Origin of the sequence: Paraglaciecola sp. L3A3, assembly GCF_009796765.1 — a bacterium.
Classification (GTDB): Bacteria; Pseudomonadota; Gammaproteobacteria; order Enterobacterales; family Alteromonadaceae; genus Paraglaciecola.
The window spans coordinates 2031323-2051291 of sequence record NZ_CP047023.1 but is presented as its reverse complement, the minus strand read 5'-3'; the positions used below and the strand labels follow the sequence as shown (position 1 = coordinate 2051291).

The 19969-nt window shown below is 38.3% G+C and carries 19 protein-coding genes; 16 read left to right on the top strand and 3 right to left on the bottom strand.

The window, feature by feature from the left end; all coding sequences use genetic code 11:
* Positions 1 to 19: 19 nt before the first annotated feature.
* Entirely contained in the window at positions 20 to 649 is a 630-nt protein-coding gene (gene rlmE, locus GQR87_RS08560; protein ID WP_158968411.1) for a 23S rRNA (uridine(2552)-2'-O)-methyltransferase RlmE, read from the bottom strand.
* A 95-nt stretch (positions 650 to 744) separates the two neighbouring features.
* On the opposite strand from rlmE, the gene yhbY reads away from it, so the two are divergent.
* A complete protein-coding gene (gene yhbY, locus GQR87_RS08555; RefSeq protein ID WP_158968409.1) occupies positions 745 to 1041 on the top strand; it encodes a ribosome assembly RNA-binding protein YhbY in 297 nt (98 codons plus the stop codon).
* A gap of 74 nt (positions 1042 to 1115) precedes the next feature.
* Here the strand turns inward: yhbY and GQR87_RS08550 are convergent, their stop codons facing one another.
* Both GQR87_RS08550 and GQR87_RS08545 read right to left on the bottom strand, forming a co-directional pair.
* On the bottom strand, positions 1116 to 1607 hold the full coding sequence (locus GQR87_RS08550; RefSeq protein WP_158968407.1) for a peptidylprolyl isomerase: 492 nt from the start codon (positions 1605 to 1607) through the stop codon (positions 1116 to 1118).
* A gap of 132 nt (positions 1608 to 1739) precedes the next feature.
* Positions 1740 to 4127, bottom strand: coding sequence for a Lon protease family protein (locus GQR87_RS08545; RefSeq protein ID WP_158968405.1), 2388 nt, complete (start codon positions 4125 to 4127; stop codon positions 1740 to 1742).
* Between the two features lie 281 nt (positions 4128 to 4408).
* On the opposite strand from GQR87_RS08545, the gene leuS reads away from it, so the two are divergent.
* The 15 genes from leuS to GQR87_RS08470 all read left to right on the top strand — a co-directional run bounded on the left by leuS (position 4409) and on the right by GQR87_RS08470 (position 19906).
* A complete protein-coding gene (leuS, locus tag GQR87_RS08540) occupies positions 4409 to 7009 on the top strand; it encodes a leucine--tRNA ligase (RefSeq protein WP_158968403.1) in 2601 nt (866 codons plus the stop codon).
* Positions 6996 to 7547 carry an LPS assembly lipoprotein LptE gene (gene lptE / locus GQR87_RS08535; protein ID WP_370459624.1) on the top strand — a complete coding sequence of 184 codons (552 nt, stop codon included), beginning with the start codon at positions 6996 to 6998 and terminating at the stop codon, positions 7545 to 7547. The genes leuS and lptE overlap by 14 nt, the downstream gene beginning before the upstream one ends.
* Positions 7547 to 8584 carry a DNA polymerase III subunit delta gene (gene holA / locus GQR87_RS08530; protein WP_158968401.1) on the top strand — a complete coding sequence of 346 codons (1038 nt, stop codon included), beginning with the start codon at positions 7547 to 7549 and terminating at the stop codon, positions 8582 to 8584. Before lptE ends, holA begins: the two co-directional genes overlap by 1 nt.
* Before the next feature lie 9 nt (positions 8585 to 8593).
* Positions 8594 to 9268 (top strand): nicotinate-nucleotide adenylyltransferase, encoded by a 675-nt coding sequence (gene nadD, locus GQR87_RS08525; RefSeq protein ID WP_158968399.1) that lies wholly within the window; start codon positions 8594 to 8596, stop codon positions 9266 to 9268.
* A 46-nt stretch (positions 9269 to 9314) separates the two neighbouring features.
* On the top strand, positions 9315 to 9632 hold the full coding sequence (rsfS, locus tag GQR87_RS08520; protein ID WP_158968397.1) for a ribosome silencing factor: 318 nt from the start codon (positions 9315 to 9317) through the stop codon (positions 9630 to 9632).
* Between the two features lie 21 nt (positions 9633 to 9653).
* Complete coding sequence (rlmH, locus tag GQR87_RS08515) at positions 9654 to 10124, top strand: 23S rRNA (pseudouridine(1915)-N(3))-methyltransferase RlmH (RefSeq protein ID WP_158968395.1); 471 nt, start codon at positions 9654 to 9656, stop codon at positions 10122 to 10124.
* Positions 10125 to 10126: 2 nt separating this feature from the next.
* On the top strand, positions 10127 to 12067 hold the full coding sequence (mrdA, locus tag GQR87_RS08510; protein WP_158968393.1) for a penicillin-binding protein 2: 1941 nt from the start codon (positions 10127 to 10129) through the stop codon (positions 12065 to 12067).
* Positions 12054 to 13172 carry a rod shape-determining protein RodA gene (gene rodA / locus GQR87_RS08505; protein WP_158968391.1) on the top strand — a complete coding sequence of 373 codons (1119 nt, stop codon included), beginning with the start codon at positions 12054 to 12056 and terminating at the stop codon, positions 13170 to 13172. Before mrdA ends, rodA begins: the two co-directional genes overlap by 14 nt.
* A gap of 49 nt (positions 13173 to 13221) precedes the next feature.
* Positions 13222 to 14211, top strand: coding sequence for a lytic murein transglycosylase B (mltB, locus tag GQR87_RS08500; RefSeq protein ID WP_199271708.1), 990 nt, complete (start codon positions 13222 to 13224; stop codon positions 14209 to 14211).
* Between the two features lie 5 nt (positions 14212 to 14216).
* Positions 14217 to 15020 carry a septal ring lytic transglycosylase RlpA family protein gene (locus tag GQR87_RS08495; RefSeq protein ID WP_158968389.1) on the top strand — a complete coding sequence of 268 codons (804 nt, stop codon included), beginning with the start codon at positions 14217 to 14219 and terminating at the stop codon, positions 15018 to 15020.
* Between the two features lie 220 nt (positions 15021 to 15240).
* On the top strand, positions 15241 to 16371 hold the full coding sequence (locus GQR87_RS08490; protein WP_199271742.1) for a serine hydrolase: 1131 nt from the start codon (positions 15241 to 15243) through the stop codon (positions 16369 to 16371).
* 25 nt (positions 16372 to 16396) lie between these two features.
* Positions 16397 to 16660 (top strand): DUF493 family protein YbeD, encoded by a 264-nt coding sequence (ybeD, locus tag GQR87_RS08485; RefSeq protein WP_158968387.1) that lies wholly within the window; start codon positions 16397 to 16399, stop codon positions 16658 to 16660.
* Between the two features lie 31 nt (positions 16661 to 16691).
* On the top strand, positions 16692 to 17354 hold the full coding sequence (lipB, locus tag GQR87_RS08480) for a lipoyl(octanoyl) transferase LipB (protein WP_158968386.1): 663 nt from the start codon (positions 16692 to 16694) through the stop codon (positions 17352 to 17354).
* Positions 17347 to 18321, top strand: coding sequence for a lipoyl synthase (gene lipA / locus GQR87_RS08475; protein ID WP_158968384.1), 975 nt, complete (start codon positions 17347 to 17349; stop codon positions 18319 to 18321). The genes lipB and lipA overlap by 8 nt, the downstream gene beginning before the upstream one ends.
* Positions 18322 to 18769: 448 nt before the next feature.
* Positions 18770 to 19906 (top strand): glycosyl hydrolase, encoded by a 1137-nt coding sequence (locus GQR87_RS08470; RefSeq protein ID WP_158968382.1) that lies wholly within the window; start codon positions 18770 to 18772, stop codon positions 19904 to 19906.
* Positions 19907 to 19969: the final 63 nt, after the last annotated feature.

Below are 19969 nucleotides of genomic sequence, written 5' to 3'. Positions count from 1 at the left end.
GTTCGAAGAAGCCAGACTACTATAATTTATATCCCGTCGCTACCAGATAAACTTCTCTAGATCGGGCTCGTGATGATTCAGGTTTACGTGTTTTAACCACTCTGAACGCTTTTTGTACATCTTTAAAAAACGAATCAAAACCTTCGCCCATAAATACCTTCACCACAAAACTGCCATTTTTCTTTAATACTTGATGACACATATCTAAGGCTAATTCTACTAAATACATAGATTTAGCCTGATCAACAGCATCATTACCACTAAAGTTAGGGGCCATATCTGACATTACAATATCGACATTCTTACCATTAATTTTATTTAACAGCTCGTTAAGTACAGACTCCTCGCGAAAGTCACCTTGCAAAAAGGCCACCCCTGCTAAGGGATCCATAGGTAAAATATCACAAGCGATCACAGTTCCATCATCACCCACAACACCTGCTGAATATTGAGACCAACCGCCAGGCGCCGCCCCCAAATCAACTACAGTCATGGCAGGTTTAATTAATTGATCTTTATTTTGAATTTCTTCAAGTTTAAAAACCGCACGTGAACGATAACCTTTCTTTTGCGCTAATTGCACAAACTTGTCATCAAAATGTTCTTTTAACCATCTCTGGCTACTAACTGATTGTTTATTCTTACTCATTGAACAACATTGAAATTAGGAATAACTGTGAGATGGCGTTAGAATACCTGTTTTCAACCGTATTTAATCAAATAAATTGTAAGAATAATTACACAATGACCTTATCAAACAAACAAAAGCAACATTTAAAGGGTTTAGCTCACTCTTTAAAACCTATAGTCCAATTAGGCGGAAACGGCCTAACTGAAGGCGTTTTAGCGGAAATCGACTTAGCCATTAATCATCATGAATTAATTAAAGTGAAAGTTCCTACTGATGATAAAGAAGAAAAGTCACTAATAATGGATGCCATTATTAGAGAAACAAAAGCAATAAAAATTCAAAGTATTGGTCATATTTTGGTGATTTATAAACAAAGTGACCAGAAAAAAATTGAATTACCGAAACATTAATTGATTTTCGTAATATAAATTCAGCAGTATCGTTATTTTTAATAATAAAGATACTGCTAATTTATCTAGTCATATTAGTGGTGATGTCCACCCGCACCATGAGCATGCCCATGCTCAACTTCTTCATCAGTTGCTGCTCTCACATCTGCAACTTTCAAATCAAATTTCAGCGTTTTACCCGCTAAAGGATGATTGATATCAATAGTAGCCATAAATTTACCCACTTTGATGATAGTGACTTCTCTTTGGCCTTGTTCCGTGTTGACTACTGCAGTCATACCCGCTTTCCATGTTTTTGCACCTGATAAGCCGGTTAAATGTTTAACAGATACTCTTTGTTCACTATCAGCTTGGATTTCACCATAGGTTTCTGCGGCTTCAAGTTCTACTTCCACTTCATCACCTTTACTCATAGATTCCAAAGATTTTTCGATGCCAGGCATCATATTATTGAAACCATGAAGATAAGCGACTGCCTCTTCACCAAAGTTACTTTCTAACTCGTTACCTTCTAAGTCTTGAATTTTATAGTGAAACTGCACTACAGTGCCTTTTGTAATTTGCATAACTATTGCCTAATAATAAAAAATTGTGGCGGATATTAGCAGAATAAATAAAGCCTGTTGAAGAAAAAAATCACTTATATTTTAACAAAACATCTATTTCAACAACGTGGCTATTTTCACAAGTAATATAAACTACTCATCATCTGCGCCATTCACAATATTAGCAATATTCAATAAACTAGAAACCGCCATATAATTAATTGAGTTTTTAGGATATCGGCCTTTACTATTCATCAGACCTACATCTTTGCCCATTAATATCTCTAAGGCTTGATCGACTGTTTCCACCACACAAATATTAAATTTCCCCGCTTTAACTGCCGCGATAACATCCTTGTCTAACATCAGGTTGACTTGATTTGACTTAGGGATAATTACCCCTTGGGTACCGGTTAAGCCTCTATGTTCACAGAGTTTAAAAAAACCTTCTATTTTTTCGTTTACGCCACCTACAGACTGCACTTGCCCATATTGGTTTATTGAACCGGTAATGGCTAAATCTTGTCTGGCAGGTATTTTTGTCAGTGCAGAAATAAGTGCGATAAGTTCGGCTAACGACGCACTATCTCCATCGATATGTCCATAAGATTGTTCAATAGCAATATTTGCAGATAAGGTTAAAGGAAATAATTGGGCGTACTTATATCCTAAATATCCGGTTAATAACATGACACCTTTAGAGTGAATTGATTGCCCCAATTCTACTTCTCTTTCGATATCAATTACGCCGTTGGAACCGGCATAAACGGTAGATGTTATACGCGCTGGGGTACCAAACATACAATCCCCTACTTCCAATACAGTTAAACCATTTACTTTACCTATATCGACGCCATCTGTGGCAATTAAGATTTGTCCTTGTTTTATATCGTCTAATACAGCTTCGCTGACACGACCAGTTCTATGGGTTTTTGCTTGCAATGCACTCTCAATATGACCCACATCTAACTCTAAAACATTTTGTTCTTTACAAAAATATTCAGCCTCATGTAATAATTCCAGTACATCAGAAAATCTTGCTGATAGACGCTGTTGATGCTCAGCTAGACGCAAACTGTATTCCACTAAACGGTACATAGCTTTTGCGGATATACCATCCAAGCCAAAGTTTTTCACTTGACTTCTGACTCTGCCGACAAAATCAAACAAGGTCTTTTTGTCGAGGGGTATTTCGTGATCAAAATCCACTAATACTCGGAACAACTCATAAAACTCATCATCATAATCTTGTAATGTATAATACAAATCTCGAGATCCTAACAACACCACTTTTACATCGATGGGAATTTGCTGGGGATTTAATGTGATTGAATTAACCATGCCCACATCATGTTGCGGTAAATCCATTTTAAGATAACCGAATTTTAGGACTAACTTTAACGTTTCCCATACATAAGGCTGTTCAATCACTTTATCCATATCAAGCAATAGATATCCACCATTTGCTTTATGAATAGCGCCAGGGCGGATCATTCTGTAATTAGTAAAAACCGAACCTTGAATATTGGTGTATTCCACTCGGCCAAATAAATTTTGATGAGTAGGATTGGCTTCATAAACAACTGGAGAGCCACTGTTTACATCGTGAGAAACTAAAATATTCGGTAAATATTGTTCTTCTAAAATAGAACGTTTGTCGTATTCATCTTCTTTATTGTCTTTTTTCTCATCCGCTAACACCTCTACCACGGTTTCTACAAGATGAGGTTTTAGCTGTCGTAAAAATTTTAGAATCGCTAAATCAGCAGAATATTCATGTTCTAAATCTTTCAGTAATGGGCGTATTCCCTGCTCAGCAGTATCCTTTTTTAATTGCCGTAACTTTTCAGCTGTCGCCCGTTTCCATTTGGGTAATTCAATAAGCGCTTCACTTAATACATCTTCTAATTCATCAATTAATACGTAATAAGTTTGCCGCTGTTCTTCCGGAAATAAGGCAAACTCAGTGTCATTGATGGTTTTACCATCCACTATAGGTGAAAAAGAAATAGTGCCGGCATCTTCATATAATGCCACATTACTACGCTGAGCTTGGGCTTCAACACTTTCGATTGCTTGATCATATTTTTGTTCAAACTCTCGGGTTATTGCCGCTTTTTTCCGTTGATAGCCTGGGTTATCAAAGGCTGCAGGAAAGGTATCTAACAATTCATCAATTAAATGGCCTAAGTCTTTACATAATTTTTTACTTTCACCTGCCAATAACTTAAGAGAGTAAGGCTCCCGCTCATCATCAAAGTTATTGATATAACACCAATCATCAGGGGTAACAGTTTTATTGACATATTTATCAATAAATTCACGGACTAAAGTAAAACGCCCCGTGGCTTGTTCACCCATAACATAAAGGTTATAACCTTTTGATTTAATACCTAATCCAAAAGACAACGCATCGCGAGCACGATCTTGGCCGATAAAAGTCGAATCTAGTGCAGAATCGTCTTTCAACGCTTGATTAATCAACCTCCTACTTGGTTTAGCTGATAATTGCTGAAGATGTAATATATAGTTACTTTGCATAGAAAATGAATCACTGCATTTAGAAAGGTTCTACAAATAGTGAAACCCGTAAACAGGATACTGTCAAACAGATCGTTATTCCTGCTGACCGATCGCTTAATTTTCCAGCAATATATTGATAAAACATTGCTAATAAACAAAAACTTTTGAATATAGTTCACAAATACCACTTTGCCTATTGTTTGAAAGTCATGGCCTAAGGTATTCTAACCAGCTAATTCTTATCGCATTGTCTATAGGTCGAACGATCTAAATTGCTCTAGTCACGGAAATATTTTTTAATGGCCGAAAAACTGTACCAACCTCAAGAAATCGAAAAAGAGGTTCAAGCCTATTGGGAAACACAACAAACCTTTAAGGCAACAGAACAAGAAGATAAAGAAAAATTTTATTGTTTGTCTATGTTTCCCTACCCAAGTGGGCGACTGCATATGGGTCACGTACGTAATTATACAATCGGTGACGTGATAAGCCGCTATCAACGTATGTTAGGTAAAAACGTGTTACAGCCTATGGGTTGGGATGCTTTTGGGCTACCTGCTGAAAATGCAGCCATCAACAACAACACAGCTCCAGCCAATTGGACATACTCCAATATTGACTACATGAAAACCCAGCTAAAATCTTTGGGTTTTGGTTACGACTGGGATCGTGAAATAGCCACTTGTAAAAAAGACTACTACCGCTGGGAACAATGGTTTTTCACTCGTTTGTACGAAAAAGGCTTGGTTTATAAGAAAAACGCCACTGTAAACTGGGATCCAGTGGATCACACAGTCTTAGCCAACGAACAAGTCATTGACGGACGTGGCTGGCGTTCTGGTGCACTAGTAGAACAAAAAGAAATTCCTCAGTGGTTTATTAAAATCACCGATTATGCAGAAGAGCTGGTCAGTGACTTAGAACAACTTGAAGAATGGCCAGAACAAGTTCGTGCCATGCAGAAAAACTGGATAGGTCGTTCTGAAGGCGTGGAAATCACCTTTGATTTAGAGCAAACCGTTGCCGGACAAAATGACTTTGACGTTTACACAACCCGTCCTGATACATTGTTAGGTGTGACTTATGTTGCGGTTGCAGCACAACACCCTATCGCTTTAGAAGCAGCTAAAACGAATAATGAATTAGCAGACTTTGTTGAAGAATGTAAAAACACTAAAGTAGCTGAAGCTGAACTTGCCACAATGGAAAAGAAAGGTTGTGCCACTGGCTATTATGCTATTCATCCTTTAACCGGTGACAAAGTACCAGTTTGGGTCGCTAATTTTGTACTTATGGGATACGGCTCAGGTGCCGTTATGTCGGTACCAGGACACGATCAACGTGACTGGGAATTTGCCACTAAATATGGTTTAGAGATAAAACAAGTTATTAAGGCTGAAGATCAATCTGTAGAAGTCGATTTAAGCCAAGCTGCTTTTACCGAAAAAGGCTTATTGGTTAATTCTGGCGAATACGATGGTTTATCATTTACAGCAGCATTTGATGCTATTGCTGGCAAGCTTGCGTCTTTAAATAAAGGTAAAAAGAAGGTCAACTATCGACTACGCGATTGGGGTGTTTCACGCCAACGTTATTGGGGCACCCCTATCCCCATGCTAAATTTAGAAAATGGAGAATCTGTTCCAGTACCTAGCGATCAGCTTCCTGTAGAACTACCTGAAGATGTAGAAATGAATGGGGTTATTTCACCTATTAAAGCCGACCCTGAATGGGCAAAAACTGAATTTAATGGTCAACCTGCGCTGAGAGAAACCGATACTTTTGACACCTTTATGGAGTCATCTTGGTACTACGCTCGTTATTGTAGTGCACAAAATGACCAAGCCATGTTAGATCCAGAACAAGCCAACTATTGGTTGCCCGTTGACCAATATGTTGGGGGAATAGAACATGCTATTTTACATTTATTGTATTCTCGTTTTTTCCATAAATTATTACGTGATGAAGGTTTAGTTCAATCAGATGAGCCTTATAAACGTTTATTGTGCCAAGGTATGGTGTTAGCTGATTCATTTTATCGTGAAGACGAAATGGGCAAACAAACTTGGTATTCACCAGCCGATGTAGAGAGTGAAAAAGACGATAAAGGACGCATCCTAAAATCCGTATTAGCAGCCGATGGCAAAGAAGTAATACATGCTGGCATGACTAAGATGTCTAAATCCAAAAACAACGGTATTGATCCTCAAAAAGTTATCGATATATACGGTGCAGATACTATACGTGTTTTCACTATGTTTGCCGCGCCACCAGAACAAACACTTGAATGGATTGATTCAGGTGTTGAAGGCGCCCATAGGTTTGTAAAACGTTTATGGACTTTGGTGCAAGAGCATATAGAAGCCGGTGAGGCAGTTGCGATAGATAAATTAAGTTTGTCTGGCCCACAAAAAACATTACGTCGTTTGATCCACAAAACTATCGAAAAAGTCAGTGACGATATTGGTCGTCGACAAACGTTTAACACGGCAATAGCCGCTACAATGGAATTGTTGAATAATTTACAAAAAGCCCCTCAAGAATCTGTCCAAGACTTAGCGGTTTTACGTGAAGGTATCAACACAATCGTATTATTACTTGCACCTATAGCACCACATATATGTCATGTAATGTGGAAAGACTTAGGTCATGAAAGCGAAGTTGAAACGGCCCCTTGGCCAGTGGCTGAAGCGGATGCTCTGATTGAAGATGAAAAGCTTATAATAGTGCAAGTTAATGGCAAAGTAAGAGCTAAAATTACGGTTGCTGCCGATGCGTCTAAAGAACAAGTAGAAGCATTAGGATTAAGTGAAAATAATGTTCAGCAACACATTGATGGTAAAACCATACGTAAAGTCATTTACGTGCCAGGAAAACTATTAAATATTGTGGCCAATTAAGGTGTTTAATGCTCTAAGTAAGCTATTAGCCATGCTTGTTATCAGTACGCTGATAACAAGCTGTGGCTTTAAACTGCGAGGTGATTATAGTTTGCCTTCTGGGATCAAAACCTTACAAATATCATCCAGTGTCAAAAATGCACCGCTGCAGCGCACCTTAAAAAAACAACTCAAGGGTTTTGACATTGAGGTGATAACAAATACAGCAAATAACAATCTAGAGCAAAAAATTGACGTTGGAGTTTTTCTTCAATCAGATAATTTAGACAGACGATTACTTTCTTTATTTTCAACCGGACAAGTGGCTGAATATGAATTAGTCTACGGGATTAATTATTATATTCAGTTTCCCGGTGAAGAGGCTATCCCTATTGAATTTGATGTGACAAGAGAATATCAAGATGATCCTGATGCTGTGTTAGCAAAGTCTCGCGAACTCGATTTAGTCTTAGGAGAAATGCGCCAACAAGCTGCCAACAGGATTATTCGCCAAATAACCAGTTCATATAATACTTGGCAACAAACTAAAGGTTACTAATGCAGGTCTATCCTAATCGTTTTAGTTTACAAGACGACTCACCGCTGAAACCTTTTTATCTAGTGTTTGGCGATGAGCCTCAACAAAAACTCGAATGTTTAGAACTGATTAGAAAAACAGCTAGTAAACAAGGGTTTGACGAACGTCAATCATTAGTCGTAGATAATCAATTTAGCTGGGATAGTTTAATTGAAGCCAGTCAAACTATGTCTTTGTTTTCCAATAAGCAAATTATCGAACTGGAACTACCAACAGGCAAACCTGGTGCTGAAGGCAGTAAAGTCTTAACAGCCATCGCCCAACAAGTAAACGCTGATGTATTAATTGTTATACACGGTGGAAAAATAGGTAAAGATGTACAAAATACTAAATGGTTTAAAGCGGTTGATAAAAATGCCATTTACATCCCCTGCTATCCATTAGAAGGCAATATTTTACATCAATGGTTAATCCAGCAGATGCAACATGCAGGAATGCAAAGTTCTCCCCAAATAGCACAATTGTTAGTAGATTATTGTGAAGGGAACTTACTCGCAGCCAAACAAGAAATACAAAAACTGGTACTTTTATACCCAAACGGAAATCCCACTTTAGAGCAGGTAGAACAAGCGGTTGTTGATCAATCGCGGTTTACTGTTTTCCATTTAATAGACGTGCTTTTATCTGGCGATGGGCAAAAAGCAGTAAAAATGTTATATCGTTTAGAAAGTGAAGGAGTCGAACCTAATATCATTTTATGGGCATTAACCCGAGAATGGCAAACCTTAGAAGCGTTATTATTTGATCGACATCAAGGTAAGAGCATTAATTGGAATCAGCATAGAATATGGAAAAGTCGCCAAGGTTTTTATCAATCGGCTTTAGCTCGTTTATCTCTTGAGAGCCTGCAAAAAATACAAACCAAACTTACCGAATTTGACACTGCCATCAAACAATCAGTTATTCCTCGACCCTATGTAGAATTATGCCATCTATGCCTGCTTTTTATTCCCTATTCTTTGGATAACATTCCCCTAGACTACGCACTTTCAGATTAAGGAATATACATGCTCAATGCTCCATTAGGAATATTTGGCGGAACCTTTGATCCTATTCACAAGGGCCATATTTATCCCGTTTTAGAAGCCGCAAATATTACTGAAATCAATAAAATTGCGATGATCCCTTGTTATATACCTAGCCATAAAAGTGCCGCTTGTGTGTCATCTGAGCACAGATTAAAAATGATTGAATTGATATGTGATGAACACCCAATTTTATATCCCGATGCCCGAGATATTAATAGAGGTGTAGCAACCTATAGTGTGGAGACATTAAGCGAATTACGGGCTGAATTTCCAACTCGCCCCTTATGTTTTTTTATTGGTAGCGATTCGTTACAAACTTTACTCACATGGCATAAATGGCAACAAATTTTGTCACTTTGTCATTTTGTCGTCTGTACTAGGCAAGAAACTACAACCTGTAGTTCCGAAAACATGCCACAAGATCAAGCTTTGCAAGACCTGTTGCAACAAAGGCAAACTAATAATCCAGTGGATTTACACAATAATCTTGCTGGGCATATATTTTTAGCTAATACACAACCCCTGACTATGTCGTCAACTTTACTAAGAAAACAGTTAGAAGCAGGTAAAAGTGTTGAAGAATTGATCCCTTCGAGTATTTTAACTTATATTCATCAGCATAAGCTCTACCAGCCAAGTAACGATCTCTGTTAAACTAATCTATAATTATCCCCATAAATGTTACCCATAAGGAAAATCCTTGGACCACCAACAACTAAAAGCCTTCGCAGTAGAAAAAATCGAAGACCTAAAAGGTCGAGATATCATTGAGTTAGACGTATCAGGAAAATCATCTGTCACCGACACTCTTATTATTTGCTCTGGAAATTCAAAACGTCACGTTGTTTCAATTGCTGAAAATTTAGTCGTAGAAGCTAAAAAGTCTGATACAGCCCCACTTAGCATTGAAGGCAAAGAAGATGGTGATTGGGTATTAGTTGACCTTGGCGATGTAGTGGTACATGTCATGCAAGATGAAGCTAGAGATTTTTATCAACTGGAAAAACTCTGGGGTTAACTCAGTTCGTTTATTGTCATAGTGAAAATTCAAATCATTGCCGTTGGCATCAAGATGCCTGCTTGGGTTGAGCAGGGGTTTAATGAATATTGTCGGCGTTTCCCCAATGACATGCCACTATACTTGACAGAAATCCCTGCCGGTAAACGCGGTAAAAATGCAGACATCAAACGTATCCTACAAAAAGAAGGTGAATTAACCCTAGCTGCCATTCCTAAAGGTAATAGAATTGTCACCTTAGAGGTAACAGGTGCGCCTTGGGATACACCTAAATTAGCTAAAACCATGGAATCTTGGCAAATGGATGGCCGTGACGTAAGCCTGTTAATTGGCGGGCCAGAAGGTCTTGCTCCTGATTGTATAAAATATTCTGAACAAAAATGGTCTTTGTCTAGTCTAACCCTTCCGCACCCTTTGGTGCGTGTCATAGTGGCAGAAAGCCTTTATCGGGCATGGTCAATAAATAATAATCACCCCTACCACAGAGAATAGTTTTGCCATCACCTAGAATACTGATAAAAGATCATACTGCCGAAGCAAATTTGTTTGCTCGACGTGCTGTTATCGGTTTATTAAGTGTGTTTTTCATGATCGCTATGGTGTTAAGTAATTTATATTATTTACAAGTCACTAAGTACGAAGACTACCAAACCCGCTCTAATGGAAATAGAATAAAAGTATTACCTGTGGCGCCCAACCGTGGATTGATTTATGACAGAAACGGCGTTTTATTGGCTGAAAACCGACCAGTCTTCAGCCTACAAGTCGTGCCTGAAGAAATTACTGATCTTGAAAAAACTCTAAAAGAGCTGCAAAAGTTATTATCCCTAGATGCAGACGATATAGAAGATTTTCACAAAGACCGAAAACGTATCCGCCGTTTTAAACCTGTTACTTTACTCAATAGATTAAACCAACAAGAAGTCGCATTATTTTCTGCCAACCAGCATAAATTTCCAGGTGTATCAGTAGAAGCTCGATTAGCTCGTTATTATCCCTATAAAGCAGCTTTGACTCATGTATTAGGGTATGTGGCAAAAATTGATAAAAAAGATTTACAAAAATTAACTGAAGCAGGCTTTGAAGCAAACTATGCCGCCACCTATGACATAGGAAAACGCGGTATAGAGAAATATCATGAAGAACTGCTACATGGCTCGGTTGGTTATCAAGAAGTAGAAGTAAACAGCCAAGGTAGAATCATCCGTACTCTAAATTTTAGCCCGCCTACTCCAGGACAAGACATAGTGCTAAACATTGATGTTGAGTTACAGCTAGAAGCTGAAAAACAATTTGCCGGAAAGCGCGGTACAGTTGTCGCAATGGATCCCAATGATGGCGGAATTTTGGCCCTTTATAGTAGCCCAAGTTATGATCCCAATTTATTTGTACATGGTATCAGCAGCAAAAATTACAAAAAGCTCCTAGTATCTTCTCGTCCTTTATTTAATAGGGCGACACAAGGACAATACCCGCCAGCATCCACGGTGAAACCACTATTAGCTCTAGTCGGATTAGAAGAAAAAGTAATTACTCCTGAATCCCGTATCTACGATAATGGAAAATTTAATTTGAAAAATGTCACTCGAACCTGGCGAGACCATAATATATGGGGTCACGGCTGGGTTGATGTAACTAGAGCCATTGAAGTGTCTTGTGATATTTTCTTTTATGATATGGCTTATAAATTAGGCATAGACCGCATCAGCGAAGGCATGTATAAATTTGGTTTTGGTGATTATACAGGTATAGATTTGCATGAAGAAGCCGATGGATTTATGCCCAATCGAGGTTCTGTTCGTGCTCAATATAATCGGGCTTGGTATCATGGCGATACCATAAACCTAGGCATAGGACAGAGTTATTGGACGGTTACCCCAGTCCAGCAAGTCCAAGCCCTTTCTACTTTAGTAAACAAAGGGAAACGTATCATTCCACAAGTGATCAGAGGCAAAATGGTAGACAAAAAAATCATCCAACAACCGATAAAAGAACGTCGCCCCATTGATATAAAAAATGAATATAATTGGGATGTAGTGTTGGACGCTATGTATGGCACAGTCAACAGAAAAGGCTCTGCTCGTAAAGCATTTGTTGGTGCTCATTATATATCTGCAGGAAAAACGGGGACCGCACAATTAGTGACCATAGCTCAAGATGAAAAGTATGATGCATCAAAATTATCAAAAGAAAATCATGACAATGCTATGTATGTGGGATATGCCCCCTACGACAAACCTCAAATGACTATATCAATAGTTTTAGAAAATGCCGGGCATGGTGGAGCTGAAGCAGCCCCTATAGCACGAAAAATTATGGACAACTTTTTTAAAGACCAAACCTTTCCTGAACATGAAGTGATTGAATCTTTAGAGCAAAAATTGACAACTGAATCATCACGTTCTCCTACTGAGACATCTCATGCTTCGCACTAAACTCAATCCTAATTCCCGTTCATTTTTAAATAAAATTCACTGTGATGGCCCATTACTTTTAGGCTTAATTGTATTAATGGCTGTAGGCCTAGTTACCATCTACTCAGCCGGCGGGCAAGATATGCAACTCATTCAAAGACAAGTCATTAGACTTGCAGTTGCTATGGGCGTGATGTTGGCTATTGCACAAGTTCCAACACTTACCTATCAGAAGTTATCTATCTATTTTTACATTATCGGTGTGGCTATGTTGGTCGCTGTATTAGTTGTAGGAGTATCAAGTAAAGGTGCACAACGTTGGTTAGATTTAGTATTTTTCCGTTTTCAACCCTCCGAGATCATGAAGTTAGCCGTACCTATGATGGTGGCTTGGTATATAAGTAGATATAATTTACCGCCAAAACTTAGACATATATTAGCCGGATTCGGTTTGGTAATCGTACCGACCTTATTGATAGCTAAACAACCCGATTTAGGCACATCTTTATTGATTGCAAGTTCGGGTGTTTTTGCGTTGTTTTTAGCCGGCATGAGTTGGCGTTTTATTACATTTGTTGCAGTAGCAGCCTCTGCATTTACTCCGATTATGTGGATATTCTTAATGAAAGAATACCAAAAACAACGAGTATTAACTTTTCTCAACCCAGAGTCAGACCCTTTAGGGTCGGGATACCATATTATCCAATCACAAATTGCTATTGGTTCTGGAGGTTATCAAGGCAAAGGCTGGTTGCAAGGTACACAATCTCAATTGGAGTTTTTACCAGAAAGACACACAGATTTTATATTTGCAGTATTTAGTGAAGAGTTTGGTTTATGGGGAGTTTTAGCCCTGCTGTCTATTTATGCTTTTATTGTGATACGCGGAATGTTGATTTCGATTCGCGCTCAAGATGCTTTTAGTAAAATATTAGGTGGTAGTATCACTCTGACATTTTTTGTATACGTGTTTGTTAATATGGGGATGGTGTCAGGTATATTACCTGTTGTAGGCGTGCCATTACCCTTAGTCAGTTACGGCGGCACATCTATGGTGACACTGTTGGCAGGGTTTGGTATTTTAATGGCTATCAGCACGCAAAAACGTATTATGTCTCGAGAATAAACAATAACCATTATCACCGCCTAATTCGCTTTTTCTATTAAGGAAGTCCATGAAGTTTTTATCTCTTTTCAGCGTGATGTTTTTGTCATTGTCATTTTCACTTTCAGCAACGACAAATTCCCCCGCTGAATTACAAAAACAATTTATTGAAACTATGGTCGGCAAGCATAAATTTTCTCGTGAATTTGTAGAAACTACTTTAGCCAAATCTAACAAAAACAGTAAAGTTTTAGAGTCTATTGCCAAACCTTGGGAAGCAAAACCTTGGCATCAATATTATCCTATTTTTCTCACCGAAAAACGCTTAACAAAAGGCCTAGAGTTTTGGCAGCAACATAAAGAAAGTTTAGCAAAGGCTGAAAAAGAAATGGGCGTTCCGCCACAGATTATTTTAGCTATTATAGGTGTAGAAACCTTTTATGGTAGCTACACAGGCAACTACTCGGTATTAGATGCGTTAACGACACTTGGTTTTTATTACCCGCCCAGAGCGAAATTTTTTAGCAGTGAATTAGAGCAATTATTTTTACTCGCACAAGAAGAAAATTTTGATATCAGTCAATTAAAAGGTTCTTATGCTGGCGCTATGGGGTGGGGACAATTTATCTCATCAAGTTATCGCCATTACGCTGTGGACTTTGATGGCGACGGCGTACGTGATTTACTGAATAACCCTGTGGATGCCATTGGCAGTGTGGCCAACTATTTCAAACAACATGGTTGGAAGGCAGGACAAGATATTGCCTATAAAGCAGAAGTAAAAGGGAATCACTACAAAGATTACGTTAGAAAGTCTTTGAAATATCGAGACAATTGGGCTCAACTTAAAGCAGCAGGTGTAAGAGTTGCTGGGCAAAAAATATCAGATGACACCCGTGTTAAATTATTAGAATTCGAACAAAAAAATAGCAAAGAATATTGGCTTGGATTACGCAACTTTTATGTCATTACTCGATATAACCATAGCCCCCTTTATGCAATGGCCGTATTTCAGTTTAGTGAACAACTGAAACAGGCAATGGACAAAACAAACAATTAACAGTCATGCAACAGTTTAAATTATCTAACTTTATATTGTTACTGTGTTTAATTATGACGGCCTGTGCACCCAAGGGCCGTTACCATCAACACCAAGACTCTGCCCCGCAAGTTGTGCCACACAATGTCACAGTAGAAGATGCCGTTCCGCAATACGAACCTTATGCTCCAGCTAATTTAAGGCCTTACACTATCAGAGGAGTAAATTATCAACCTTTAACAACCGGGCTCGGTTTTACTGACAGTGGGCTGGCAAGTTGGTATGGAGAAAAATTTCATGGTCATTTAACTTCAAACGGTGAAATCTATGACATGTATAAAATGTCTGCCGCTCACAAAACTTTGCCTTTACCCTCTTTTGCTAGAATAACTAATCTAGACAACGGAAAACAAGTGGTGGTAAGAGTCAATGATAGAGGGCCATTTCATAGGGGTCGGATAGTCGACCTATCCTATGCGGCAGCACTTAAACTTGATGTGCTGGTCACGGGTACTGCCAATGTAAAACTCGATGTTGTGCACGTATCTGAAACAGGTGAAATTACGGTAGGTAGACAAAAACAAGTCATTCCAATGCTATCTGACAAGCCGGCTTACATTCAAGTCGTTGCACTAAAAGATAAAACCCGGTTAAACCAAATAGGTAAAAGTTTACAAACACATTACCAACTTCCCTACCGAACAATTTTTGCCAATAACATACATAAATTACAGTTAGGGCCTATTCCCACATCAGTCAATATTCCTGACTTAATCAATAAACTTAAAAAACACAATTATCCAAATGCATACCCAATATATATTCAGTAATGGTTATCGCTAAATTTATAATAAGATTTTGATACAAATAATATTATTCCGAGTCTAATTATTTTTGGTTGGTAGGCAGTAATTCAAAGCTCAAAGTGCTATATTGTCTGACAGAATTTAGTAGCGAACAGCTACACATCACCCTTAATTTTAAAGATTTTTTCAAAACGGTAGTTTAATGGTTAACCCAAAAAAATATTTCAGTGCATTTTTAAGTGGCATGACACTCTGTGTTTGTGTTTTTTCGACTTCGGCAGCTGTTGTCATTCCCCCTGCTCCTAGCGTTTCAGCTAAAGGTTTTGTGTTATTGGATTACCAAACAGGTAATGTGATTGCAGAACAAAATGCTGATATTCAGATTCCTCCTGCTAGCTTGACTAAAATGATGACAAGCTATGTCATCGGCCAAGAAATTGCGAATGGTAATATTAAAGAAACAGATCTTGTGACCATTTCTGAAAATGCTTGGAGTAAAAACTTTCCAGACTCATCAAAAATGTTTATAGAAGTTGGCAAACAAGTTTCTGTAGCTGATTTAAATCGCGGCATTATTATCCAATCGGGTAACGATGCATGTGTTGCTATGGCTGAACATATAGCCGGCAGTGAAGAAGCATTTGCTAGTATGATGAATATGCATGCACAAAAATTAGGTATGACTTCCACTCACTTTGTGAATAGCCACGGGTTACATGACGCAGATCACTATACAACACCAAGAGACATGGCTTTACTTGCAGCAGCATTAGTTAAAGATGTGCCCTCTGAATATGCTATTTATGCCGAAAAAGAATTTACCTTTAACAATATCAAACAATATAATCGCAATGGTTTGTTATGGGATAAAAGCCTGAATGTTGATGGTATTAAAACAGGCCACACTTCAGACGCAGGTTATAGTTTAATCACTTCTGCGACCCAAGGTGATATGCGTTTAATTTCAGTGGTCATGGGAACTGATAGTGAACGGGCTCGTAAAACTGAAAATAAAAAATTACTTAAATATGGTTTCCGCTTTTATGAAACCATCACCCCTTACAAAGCTGGTGATAGTTTTGTATCCCATCGCATATTCATGGGTGACAAAGACACAGTTGAGCTAGGGATTTTGCAAGATACCCCCATTAACATTCCAAGAGGTATGAGTAAAAAGTTAGAAGCTAACTTTAAACTAGATAAAAACCTTGAAGCCCCAATCGCTAAAGGTGAAGTTGTAGGGAAATTATTCTTACAAATTGAAGGCGAAGATATTGCGCAATATCCTCTTGTTGCTTTACAAGAAGTAAAAGAAGGTGGATTTATTGATCGCATGACAGATTTTGTAAAATTAAAGCTTGGTTTTGATAACTAAGCATAATTAGGTACTGTAAAAAGAAATGAAAACACATTTTGACGAATTACTTGAGTTCCCTTGTCACCAAACATTTAAGGTGATGGGGGTTGCCCACGACAACTTAGTTGATGAGGTTGTATCCTGTTTACAACTTCATTCTCCTGGTGACTATTCGCCTAGGGTTAAACCCAGTTCTAAAGGTAATTATCATTCATTATCAGTCAGTGTCAGAGTGACCAGCAAAGAGCATATGGAAACAATTTATACTGAAGTGGCTAAGTTGGAATTGGTTCGAGTTGTACTCTAACCCCTCCACCGCTGATAATAAGTAATACACTTTGAAAAAATCAAATACTTCCTCTGCAACCATTATTCGCCAATTAGGTTCTCAACCCTATCAACCTATTTGGCAAGCAATGCAAGACTTTACCAACCAACGTGATCAGCAAACCGCTGATGAAATATGGTTAGTTGAACATGAAGCGGTATTTACTCAAGGGCAAGCCGGCAAAGCAGAACATGTGTTAATGCCAGGCAATATTCCTGTTGTACAAGTTGACCGTGGAGGCCAAGTCACGTTTCACGGCCCTGGTCAACAAATGGTATATGTATTACTTAATTTAAAACGTTACAAGTTAGGAGTACGTGATTTAGTTACGGCTCTAGAAAAATGTATTGTAGCAACCCTCAAGGACTACAATATCTACGCTTATCCTAAAGCCGATGCACCAGGTGTGTATGTGAACGACAAAAAAGTCTGTTCAATCGGTTTACGGATACGTAAAGGTTGTTCATTTCATGGTTTAGCATTAAATGTGAACATGGACTTAGAGCCATTTCAACGTATTAACCCATGCGGTTATGCCGGATTAGAAATGGTAGATTGTGCAACCTTAGGTGGTCCAAACACACTAGCTGAAGCCAGTGGTAAATTAATCGAGTATTTGTGCGCCTTAATAGGTGTCACCCAAACAGAATTTAGAGAAGGCTTTAATGACTAATCAACGTACTCAAGCTGGCGTTAAACTTAGGGATGATGAAAAAGTAAAACATATCCCTATTACTATTATCCCCACCGAAAAGGCTGAAATGTTACGTAAGCCTGAGTGGATAAAAATTCGCTTACCTCGTACCACGGATCGTATTGACCATATTAAACAAACATTGCGTAAGAACAATTTACACTCAGTTTGTGAAGAAGCCAGTTGCCCTAATCTAGCCGAATGTTTTAATCATGGTACTGCCACCTTTATGATTTTAGGTGACATTTGCACCAGACGTTGTCCATTCTGTGATGTTGCCCATGGTAAGCCTCTTCCTCCAAGCGCCGAAGAGCCTGAAAAACTAGGTAAAACCATTGCTGAAATGAAGCTTAAATATGTAGTGATCACCTCAGTAGATCGTGATGATTTACGTGATGGCGGCGCACAACATTTTGTCGATTGCATCAGTGCTATTCGTGAACATAGTCCAGCCACTAAAATAGAAGTATTAGTACCAGATTTTAGAGGGCGTATGGACAGAGCGTTAGAAATACTGAAACAAAGTCCACCCGATGTATTCAATCATAATTTAGAGACCATACCTAGCTTATATCGCGAATGTCGTCCTGGAGCTAATTACCAGTGGTCATTAGATTTATTGAAAAAATTCAAACAACAACATCCCGACATCCCCACTAAATCTGGCTTAATGATGGGCATGGGTGAAAACAAAGAAGAGATTACTGAAGTACTAAAAGACTTACGCGCTCATGACGTAGAAATGTTAACACTAGGCCAATATTTACAGCCGAGTAAGCATCACTACCCACTAAAACGTTATGTACACCCTGATGAGTTTAATGAGCTTGAAGTGGTAGCCAAAGAGTTAGGCTTTTCTCATGCGGCTTGCGGCCCTATGGTGCGCTCTAGCTACCATGCAGACAAACAAGCTGCCGGTGAAGAGGTAGGAAAGTTTACACCTTAGGCGACTAACTATCTAAGTCCATCACACACAAATAAAAATGCCCAGCCATTGCTGGGCATTTTTTATTACTCAAACACAGACCAATCTCTGAAATATAACTATTAGCTGAATAAATCAGCAGCTAAATAATCACTTAACCCACTGCAATTTACTAGTTCCAAATAGATAGGTGTAATGCCAATTCCATTTAATATTAAACAAAACATGAATGCATCAGTGAATCAAGCACCAATAAAATAATAATTATTATAATATTTAATACCAAGTATTCTTTATTTAGTAATAGCCAATAATTTTGACTTCAACAGGATAAAGTAACAGAAAAAGCAACTTAATAACCTTTCGTTAACCCAATGAGATTTGCAATCATAACCAATATTCACCGGGTTAATTAGTTATAAGTTGGTAATTTGTACGGTTAATAATCTAATAGAAGACTCTCTTAATCATGACTAATTTCTCTGTCCATACAATAAAATTACCTTTGAATTTGCTATTAATTTCAATTTTTTCATCTTGTAGTGATGGCGTAAAATCTACTACTGACTCCTCTACTCAAGTCGAAGTCGAAATTAAAAAACCAATACCAGAGCCTGTTGCACTAGAAAACATGCCTCCTTTATATCAACCAGACGAAAATAAGGTACTCGTTTTTGTCGGTCAAGATAACCAAACTGTTGGAGGAAATGGCAGACACAATGATGGATATGTTGATATTGCTGAATTAGGAACACCTGCTGGAATTACTACTTATTTGGGGCTGTCTTATGACTGTGCTTCAGGTTTACCCGGAGTAAACAGTGAAACCTCTTGGGGGGCAGGGCCAATTAACATGAGTGAATATGTATTATCACATCAATTTGACCAAGCTATCATTCACCTATCCCTTGATATGGCATCTAATAACTCGGAATTTGATGTGGCCGCTGGCCACAAAGATGCCTGCATTGACGAAATCGCCAACTTTATCAGGACGCATAACGACCACTTTTTTTTAGTGCGTATAGGCTATGAATTTGATGGCCAACATAACACTTATGACGCCAAAGCTTTTAAACAAGCTTTCAGAAGAATAGTAGACAAGTTTACAGAACTAGAACTCACTAATTTTAATACAGTCATGACATCTATAACAATGGATTCAACAAACCAATCTTGGCAAGATTACTGGCCAGGCGATGAATATGTTCACTGGGTGGGATACTCTTACTTTGGTGGCAAGGTGACTAGTTCAGCGACTACCCTTACTTTTTCACGAGCTAAAAATAAACCTGTATTTATTGCCGAAACCGCCCCAAGAGGCGCCATGCTAGATCAATTAACCGAGATAGAAAGTGAAGCTCTATGGAATAGTTATTTTTCTCGTCTATTCAAGCATATAGAACAAAATGGCGATGTAATAAAAGCCCTGTCATATATTAATACTGATTGGGATTCCCAACCACTTTGGGCTGGTCAAGGTTGGGGCAATAGCCGTCTCCAATCAAATATTACAATAAAAAACAAATGGATAAGTAAAATGACTGAAGCTAGGTATATTCATTCACCATCTTTAGCGAATACCACACTGGGTTATGCGCCTTAAACATCATTAATGACATAACAAGATACAGACTTTTATAAAGTCTGTATTTCAAGTTTTGCTTAG

What these genes read in the sequence shown, in the direction of transcription:
- yhbY (WP_158968409.1), top strand. Translation starts at nt 745, where the DNA reads ATGACCTTATCAAACAAACAAAAGCAACATTTAAAGGGTTTAGCTCAC.
- nadD (WP_158968399.1), top strand. Translation starts at nt 8,594, where the DNA reads ATGCTCAATGCTCCATTAGGAATATTTGGCGGAACCTTTGATCCTATT.
- rodA (WP_158968391.1), top strand. Translation starts at nt 12,054, where the DNA reads ATGCTTCGCACTAAACTCAATCCTAATTCCCGTTCATTTTTAAATAAA.
- leuS (WP_158968403.1), top strand. Translation starts at nt 4,409, where the DNA reads ATGGCCGAAAAACTGTACCAACCTCAAGAAATCGAAAAAGAGGTTCAA.
- GQR87_RS08490 (WP_199271742.1), top strand. Translation starts at nt 15,241, where the DNA reads ATGACACTCTGTGTTTGTGTTTTTTCGACTTCGGCAGCTGTTGTCATT.
- GQR87_RS08550 (WP_158968407.1), bottom strand. Translation starts at nt 1,607, where the DNA reads ATGCAAATTACAAAAGGCACTGTAGTGCAGTTTCACTATAAAATTCAA.
- rlmE (WP_158968411.1), bottom strand. Translation starts at nt 649, where the DNA reads ATGAGTAAGAATAAACAATCAGTTAGTAGCCAGAGATGGTTAAAAGAA.
- GQR87_RS08545 (WP_158968405.1), bottom strand. Translation starts at nt 4,127, where the DNA reads ATGCAAAGTAACTATATATTACATCTTCAGCAATTATCAGCTAAACCA.
- GQR87_RS08470 (WP_158968382.1), top strand. Translation starts at nt 18,770, where the DNA reads ATGACTAATTTCTCTGTCCATACAATAAAATTACCTTTGAATTTGCTA.
- GQR87_RS08495 (WP_158968389.1), top strand. Translation starts at nt 14,217, where the DNA reads ATGCAACAGTTTAAATTATCTAACTTTATATTGTTACTGTGTTTAATT.
- holA (WP_158968401.1), top strand. Translation starts at nt 7,547, where the DNA reads ATGCAGGTCTATCCTAATCGTTTTAGTTTACAAGACGACTCACCGCTG.
- lipA (WP_158968384.1), top strand. Translation starts at nt 17,347, where the DNA reads ATGACTAATCAACGTACTCAAGCTGGCGTTAAACTTAGGGATGATGAA.
- mltB (WP_199271708.1), top strand. Translation starts at nt 13,222, where the DNA reads ATGAAGTTTTTATCTCTTTTCAGCGTGATGTTTTTGTCATTGTCATTT.
- ybeD (WP_158968387.1), top strand. Translation starts at nt 16,397, where the DNA reads ATGAAAACACATTTTGACGAATTACTTGAGTTCCCTTGTCACCAAACA.